An 8,348-nucleotide genomic window follows, 5' to 3' on the forward strand; every position below is an offset into this window, starting at 1 on the left:
TGTTAGTAAGAATGGACTACTGATTTTTCCAGCATGATTACATCTCACATCTATTTAATATCTCTTCTTTTAATACTACTGCGTGGTTCTTTTCGATATCTTTTGCACCGTAGAGGAGTATGACATTGTCTTCAGCCAACATTTGGCAAATTTCGTCGACTTTTTGACATTTCTCTTCATCATTCCTGAGCTCTTGGAAATATTTTAAGCGGAATTCCTCGAATCGCTCCGGTTTATGGCCAAACCACTTTCTCAACTCACTAGACGGTGCTACCTCTTTAAACCAATAATCAATGTTGGCATCTTCCTTCTTGAGTCCCCTAGGCCAAAGTCGATCGATTAGGATACGGATTCCTTCCGGGGTTATGGATTTATCATATATTCTATGTAGGATGATTTGATTCATTTTCACTCACTTCCGTTCATTTACTTGCCACGAATTTTGGGACAGTTAGACCTTTTTCTGTTGGCGAATTCATTACTTGTCAACAATTCTAACGGTTAAGGGATCAGACTTATTTATCTCTGATCCCTTTTATTCATTTTCCTAATTTTTCTTCTTCAATTTGCTCCACACGAGAATTAATTGTATTTTGTCCTCCTACGAGGCCACTTAAAAGGTACATAAATATCCAAAAAATTACTTACCAAATACCATGTCTAGATGTTTTCTTGCGGTTTACCCTACGATATTAAGTGTACTTATTCCTCCTTTTTTTACACGACTTATACTATTTTCAACAACTATAGCACACATCATCTAAAAATCAATTCATCTTGACATACATCAATTCAAATAAGGATTTACTTAATCCAATGTTTTCCAACTCATTAATTATTGATATAAATTGTAAATCAGGTATTCCTTTTTGGATGATTCCCCATAGATAATCTTTCAATGTAATCTCAATTTCTGCTTTATACAATCGAGAAAACAGTTCATCTTTTATGTCTTGGGATTTGATAGCTGAAAAACCTTTAATATTTAATTCTATTGGTAAATCATCCTTACCAAATACCAAAAAACTTTGACTATTATTTTGGCTGTTAAAGGGTTCTATGTCAATTTTGGAAATATTTATCGGATCAATTGAAACTGGATTTGTCGCATTTAACCTAATCTTATGTTTACGATTTTTCGGTAAAATTTCTCGGTTCCCCGTTGTTTCTACCTTGATCTTTTTAGATTGATAGTCTAAGGTAAATTTTGTCTTTACCCGTTTATTCGCAACATCTTCTATCAATTCAAATTCATTCGATTGTCCGGGATAAACGAGCCATTCAATGGTTTCAGGTAATTCCATTGCTTTCGTTTGTGTTGGATTTGCATCCATTGGGATAATGGCACCTTCTTTTGCAAATACCGGCATTTCGGTTTGGTCACGATATACCTTTAATACTGTTTCTCCTTTGTACCTGAAATTTGTAAATATGTCATACCAGTTTCCATCAGGAAAGTAAACCTTGACACTGCTACTTTTTAAAATAGGATCAGATTTACTTGTAATCGGAGCGACAAACATTTCTGTACCAAAAAAATATTGATTCTTTGCCTCGTATGCTTCTTCAACCAGTGGATAGTTATAATACATTGGTAAAATTAACGGTAACCCCTCTTCATGAGTGAACACGTTCATTGTGTATAGATAAGGTAATAGGGCATGACGTAATTGCAGGTACTTGATCATCGACTTTTTAACTATATCATTAAAACACCACGGTTCTTTGCTAGTAAATGCACTGCTGGAACTATGCAATCTGTTAATCGGACTAAAAACACCGAATTGCACCCAACGCAGCGATAACTCTTCATCCCTAATTCCTTTCATATGTCCACCAATATCATGACTCCACCATGAATAGCCAATATTAGATGCTGTTGATGTAAAATATGGCTGGAAGTCCAAAGATTCCCATGAAATTATCGAGTCGCCTGAAAATCCAATCGGATATCTATGACTTCCCGGGCCTGCATAACGGGATAGGATGATTCCGTTTTTCTTTGACTTTTGAATATCAGTATAATGATAGTGGTTCAATAACCACAATGGGTCTAAACCTTTTGTACCACTTTCTTTTCCTTGTTGCCAATCGATCCACCAAAAGTCAACACCATCCTTTTCGAGCGGATGGTGAACATCTTCAAAATATACCTTTCTAAATTTTTCATTCATAAGGTCAAATTTTGCCGGCTCTTCAATTTCTACATTTAACCCTAGCTTTTCAGCAACGACCGGATATTGCTCTTCAAAAGCACGTATGCCGTCAGCAGGGTGTACATTTAAAGTAACAACTAGTCCTTGCTCATGGAGCCAGGATAAAAAACGCTTTGGATCAGGAAATAAATCTCTGTTCCAGGTATATCCGGTCCATCCGCTCCCGAATCTATGCGGAATATCTGTGATATGCCAATCCATATCAATAACACTTACAGAAAGAGGAATTTTTTCTTCCTTAAATTTCTTTATTAAGTCCATATATTCCTGTTCAGAGTATTTCCAATAACGACTCCACCAATTTCCCAGTGCATATCTCGGCAAAAGCGGTGTTTCCCCGGTTAAACGGTAAAAATCCTTTAAAGCTAATTTATAGTCTCTTCCATAGGCAAAAAAATAAAGGTCTATCTCATTATTCTTACGCTCTACGAGATTATTATTTTCATCAATTAAAAAGGAATTCGAATCATCCAATAAAGCAAAACCGTTTTTCCCAATAATTCCCTCCTCGAGTTCGACAGCACCGTTTGACTCATCTAATGTTCTTGCAGTTCCTTTTAACGTCTCCGGAGTCTCCCCATAATGCCAACGATTCCCATAAACGGCAAAATTATAGCGAACATCAATAAATAATGAGCTGGAGGAAAATTTTTCACTTTTGTCATAATAAAGTTGGAATGCATTCGTAATAATTTTCAATTCACCTTCATCTTCAATAAGCTCGTAGTTTACTTCCCCAAAGTCACGATTAATAACAATTTGAGTAGCACTATCTTCAAATTCTCCTGTTTCTGCGTACTCCAAACGAATTAGATTATCTGTTATCAATGTAAACCGATATTTTTCACCCTGAATTATATTTTTGTCATTTGGCTTATTTTTCATTTTTTCTCCTCGCTTGTTTACCTATTTTAGAAGCTACATTTGTAACAGACTCTCTCACAATGAGATCACCCGATAGATTCGTTATTTTATCAACAGATTCTCCATGAATGGCTTTATTCAAAAGATTAAAAGCAATAATCCCCTTATTTTTTTGATTTAATCGAATCGTTGTTAATGGAGGATCCAGAAATTTTGCATAAGACACATCGTCAAATCCAATTATTGACAACTTTTTTTTATCATATAGTCCTCTCATTCTTAAGTAATGAATCAAATTAATGGCTAAATAATCTGACGAAACAACAAGAGCGGTTATTTCTTCTAAAACATCAGTAATCTTTTCAAACTCCTTATCAGTAAAGAAAAATCTATAGTCAAAAGAAATAGAGGATTCTTGAAGTGCCTTTTTAAAGCCATAGAAACGTTCGTTAATAACCCCAGGCTCGTTTTCATTAAATGTAAATCCTAGGAAACCAATTTTTCTATGCCCTTGACTTATCAAAAACTTGGTTGCCTCATACCCTGCCTGTCTATCTTCACTTGAGATAATATAACGGTTAGGCAAATTTATAAATTCTTTTTCCATATCTGCTGTTAGATGTGTATCAACAAACACGATTGGTGTATCCGATGGTATATTTTTATGAATTTCCTCGAAACTATTTTCCGACAGTCCAACTATGATAAACCCTTCAAATTTCCAGTTTTTTTGGACCTTAATTACATCATCTACTGTTTCAATATTATAAACGAGTACAAAATATCCATTATCCTTTGTTTTTTCTTCAATTCCTGCTAATAATTCAGAGACGAATGGGTCGGAAAAATCAATCCTTCCCCCAACTGAGTGATATAATAATCCAATTAAATTAGACGACGAATTAGCTAATGATCTGGCATTCATATTCGGAGTATAATTATACTTCTTTATAATATCGTTAATTAATTCAATTTTTTCCTTGGAAACTCGATCGGTTCGGTTCTTTAGTACATTGGTAACCGTTGTCATACTAACTCCGGCTTCCTCAGCAATCATTTTTATTGTCACTTTCACCTTAATACACCTACTGTTATTATTTCTGTCTATTATTTTATACGTTATTATTTACCGGTTCCACTCTGAATACCAGCAATAAACTGTTTTTGGAAGATTAGATAGATAATGATTACCGGGATGATTGAAATTGATGTAGCCGCAAACAAACCACCATAATCGGTTCCATATTGACCATTAAATAACCTTAATCCAACCGGCAGCAACTGTTTACTTTGGTCATTTATCATTAAATACGGCCATAAGAAGTCTTCCCAACTCCACAAAAATTGAAAGATAGCCAAACTTGATATCGTATTACGTGACATGGGTAAAATGATTTTATGGAATATAAACCAGTCTGAAGCCCCATCGACTCTGGCAGCTTCTAACATTTCATCAGAAATCTGTGATATAGATTGACGAAACATAAAGATTCCAAAAGCACTAATCATCGATGGTACAATTAAAGATGTATACGTATTTAACCAACCAAAATCCATCATCATTTCATATTTTGGTATGATTGTTACTGCCCAAGGTATCATCATGGTTGACAATACGATTGAGAAAAGTAAATTATTTCCTTTAAATTTAAATTTAGCAAATACAAATCCAATTAATGCGCTTGTATAAATAATAATTACTGTAGTAGTAACAGCGATAAATAAACTATTGGCAAACATTCGCATAAAATTAAAGTTTTCTTGGATATTGACATAGTTATTCAAAGTAAATTGACCTGGCCAAAAAGACCCACCTATCTTAACAATCTCACTGTTCGGAGCAAAAGATGATATAAGCATCCAAACAAAAGGTATGACAGTGATGATCGCCAAAATAAATAAAATTACGTTAAATAAAGTGGTTTTTATTTTTGTCATGGAGTTATCTTCCTTTCCTCGGTAACTTTAAACATGATGGCTGTCAATATAGCAATAATGACAAATAAAATCATTGACATGGCCGAAGCTGTACCAAAATTATATTTAACAAAAGCTTCATCGAAAATGAGATAAGATATTACGTAAGTCGAAGTTCCCGGACCACCTTCAGTCATAATAAGAATCTGAACATATGCTTGAAGGTAGGAAATTAAAGATGTAATTAAAATAAAAATCGTTGTTGGTTTTAATAATGGTAATGTAATATTAGTAAACTTTTTAAATCCACTTGCACCATCAACATCTGCAGCTTCGTACACATCCTTTGGTAATCCCATTAAACCTGCTAAAAATATAACCGTGGCATAGCCAAAATCTTTCCATATGGTCATAATCGTGATGGCAGGTAGCGCATATTTCGGGTCATTAAGCCAATTAATATCTAAATGAAAGATATTATTAATTAAACCAAACTGAGGATTGAACATCCACATCCAAACAAATGATACTGCTACTAAAGGTGTGATGGTAGGCATGTAAAACATTCCGTTAAAAAATGATTTATACTTCGCTAATTTTGAATGCAATAGCATGGCTAATCCCAGTCCAATTACAAGTCGGAATGACACAGAAAAAGAGGTAAAAAGTAGCGTATTCTTAATTGAGTTCCAAAATAATCCATCACCAATAACTTCTTTAAAGTTATTTAAACCGACAAAATTAAATTGATCGATAAGTGGATTCCAATCATAAAAACTTCCAATAAAAGCCTTGGAAATTGGGTAAACCATAAAAATAGCAAAATAGATAACTAAAAATGCGATTGCTACATTTTTTAAGCTAAGAAAGTTTTTAAATTTGTTTTGTATCGATGCAATCATAACCATCTTCCTTTTCTACTTAAATTAAGCAGCAGACAGTAAATACCGACTGCTGCCAAATAATTAGTTAATTTGCTTCATTAAAAAATTGATATTTATTTTCTAATGATGTAAATGGTGCATCTTTCATATCTGATTCCATTTTTTCTTGACCATCTTTTATAGCGGTGTTCATATCCTGTCCGTTATATAAAATATTTTCAATTACTTGTTTAGACGTTGTTTCAATTGTTGCCGGGAAAGGTCCTGGCCATATCAACCGTTCAATACGCGGTGCCAAAATTTTCAATAAAGGATCAGATAAAATTTCTTCATCGTTTGCTAAAGACTTTTTCGTTGGGAAAGAAGCATATGTAAAAGCAGCTTCTTTAGAATATTGATCATTTGCCAGTAAATATTTTAAGAAGTCTTGAGCTACTGCTTGTTGCTCTTTCGATTGATTTTTGTTTATCCCCGGTGTACTTTCACCGTTGTATCGATCATAAGCGAATGGAATTTCCTCTGTTGGAGTTGGTGTTGGGAACACACCATATTCAATATCTGGATATTTCGTTGCCAGTTCTCCCTTCATCCATCCCCATTTATAAACCATAGCAGTTTGTCCATTACCAAAACTCATGGTTGAATCATCACCAAAATCTTTCGAACCTACTTTATCAACCTCATATAAATCTACTAAGAATTTAGTTGTTTTCTTTGTTACTTCGTTGTCATAATTCACGGTTTTCCCGTTATCTTTAAACATTAATTCCCCTTGTTGATAATTCATCCCTTGCCATATTGCATCATAGCCACCACCGCCATTATAATTAAAACCTGCTTGGACCAATTTTCCATCTTTAAATTTTGTTAACTTTTTCGCAACTTCTCTAAATTGGTCCCAAGTTTTGGGAATATCTGCCTCTGTTAATCCCGCTTCAGCCCAAAGTTTCTTGTTGTAGTAGATATTTCCTGTATTAATTACTAGATCGGTATAATAAACTTTCCCGTCAATAATATGTGGTTCAACACTTGTGAAGTCTGCTTCCAAGTCACTTGCAGAAATATCATAAGGTGCTAGATATGGAATAAGTATATCGTGTTGGGAATTATGAATTCCAAACATTGCAGGTCCATTTTTCCCCTTTAAAGCTAATGGTAATTTTGTCCAGATGTCATCCCATGGATGTTTAACAATTTTAATCTTTACGTTTGGATAAATTTTTTCATATTCTTTTGCCATTTTGATTACCGGATCGGTGTCGTTCCAAGTCCAATATTCTATTTGGATTGGATCGCCATTATTCACTAATTTATTAGGATTATATTTTATTGTTTCGCCAAATTCCTCGAGTCCTTTGTCTGTCTTTTCATCTTTAACTCCTCCTGTTGACGAAGATTTACTGTCGGATGAACAAGCTGATAATCCAACCAATAAAAATAATGTTACAATAACCCCCAATAACTTTTTCATCACTCAATACTCTCCTCCTTTAGGTTTAGCGCTAAACCTTTTATTTACATTTTTTAGTTTAACGCTAAACCTTATTTTTGTCAACGCTTTCATTTACTTTTTTCTAAAAATACAGCTTTTAAAAAATTTGTGATGGAACTAAACTCAGCATTTGCCCCTCCAACCAAGTGAATTCCAGATTGTGGTGGCCTCTTTTTCCATCAATTGTTAAATGAACTACTCGGAAGCATGTCCGAAACATTCTCCCTTAAAACTTCATTAATTTGAAATGCCTTTGCTTGCCGAACAGAGTGGAAAAAAAGTAACCACCAAACCTGCAAAAAAAGCTGGCGGTTATGATATAAATCATTAAATTTATGTTAGCGACTGTTTATAAACCATTCACCATAGTCTTCAAGGATTTGTTTTTGCTTTTCGTTCATGTGCATAGGCTCCAAATCTAGCAGTGGGAAAACTACCTTTTTCCTACCAAATCTTGTATTTACAAGAATTCCATATTTTTCATCAAAATCACTTATGGCGTGAACGTTTAACACATCTCCCTGCAGAACGATTGTACCGGGCTCCTGCCACTCTATGACTTTTGCCTTAAACGGGAAATCGAATGCATTGTTTATATGTTTGATCCAAATTTGTTCTTCATCCGGGAAATCTTTCATCTTGTTTATGCCCTTTCTTTATAAAAAATAGGGAATCGCATGAATTTCAAGTCAGTTTATGTACAGGTGAATCCTGGAAGAGAATAATAATCGACACGGTTTAGCCTTCTTTTAAAATCTGCTTTATCTCATCCTCCGAAAAACCGGTTAAAGAAATAATCGTTTCTATGTCTAAACCTGCATTCGTCATTTTTTGTGCCATCTTTCTCCGCTCGAGGAATTGACCTTCCCTTTTTCCTTCCTCAATTCCTTCTTTTCTACCTACTTTTCTTCCTTCTTCTCTACCTTCCTTTTTCCATCTCTCAAGTAACTCACCAAAGGTAATAATTTCTTTTGT

7 protein-coding genes and 1 pseudogene are annotated in these 8,348 nt (G+C 34.3%); all 8 read right to left on the reverse strand.

Features of this window, described 5'->3' with window-relative positions:
* Positions 1-37: 37 nt before the first annotated feature.
* Positions 38-406 (reverse strand): DUF488 domain-containing protein, encoded by a 369-nt coding sequence (locus LIZ98_RS07125; protein ID WP_227139267.1) that lies wholly within the window; start codon positions 404-406, stop codon positions 38-40.
* 361 nt (positions 407-767) lie between these two features.
* Positions 768-3,101, reverse strand: a complete 2,334-nt coding sequence (locus LIZ98_RS07130) for a glycoside hydrolase family 31 protein (RefSeq protein ID WP_227139266.1) — start codon at positions 3,099-3,101, stop codon at positions 768-770.
* Positions 3,091-4,155, reverse strand: a complete 1,065-nt coding sequence (locus LIZ98_RS07135; RefSeq protein WP_052522541.1) for a LacI family DNA-binding transcriptional regulator — start codon at positions 4,153-4,155, stop codon at positions 3,091-3,093. The genes LIZ98_RS07130 and LIZ98_RS07135 overlap by 11 nt, the downstream gene beginning before the upstream one ends.
* Positions 4,156-4,202: 47 nt before the next feature.
* On the reverse strand, positions 4,203-5,018 hold the full coding sequence (locus LIZ98_RS07140) for a carbohydrate ABC transporter permease (protein ID WP_041847503.1): 816 nt from the start codon (positions 5,016-5,018) through the stop codon (positions 4,203-4,205).
* A complete protein-coding gene (locus LIZ98_RS07145; protein WP_043988561.1) occupies positions 5,015-5,899 on the reverse strand; it encodes a carbohydrate ABC transporter permease in 885 nt (294 codons plus the stop codon). The genes LIZ98_RS07140 and LIZ98_RS07145 overlap by 4 nt, the downstream gene beginning before the upstream one ends.
* Positions 5,900-5,966: 67 nt before the next feature.
* Positions 5,967-7,352, reverse strand: coding sequence for an extracellular solute-binding protein (locus tag LIZ98_RS07150; protein WP_041902710.1), 1,386 nt, complete (start codon positions 7,350-7,352; stop codon positions 5,967-5,969).
* A 359-nt stretch (positions 7,353-7,711) separates the two neighbouring features.
* Entirely contained in the window at positions 7,712-8,011 is a 300-nt protein-coding gene (locus LIZ98_RS07155; protein ID WP_041902664.1) for a calcium-binding protein, read from the reverse strand.
* A 100-nt stretch (positions 8,012-8,111) separates the two neighbouring features.
* Positions 8,112-8,348, reverse strand: a pseudogene (locus LIZ98_RS07160) (hypothetical protein); the annotation flags it as partial.

The sequence above is a fragment of the Caldibacillus sp. 210928-DFI.2.18 genome, assembly GCF_020554505.1.
Lineage (GTDB): Bacteria > Bacillota > Bacilli > Bacillales > Caldibacillaceae > Caldifermentibacillus > Caldifermentibacillus hisashii.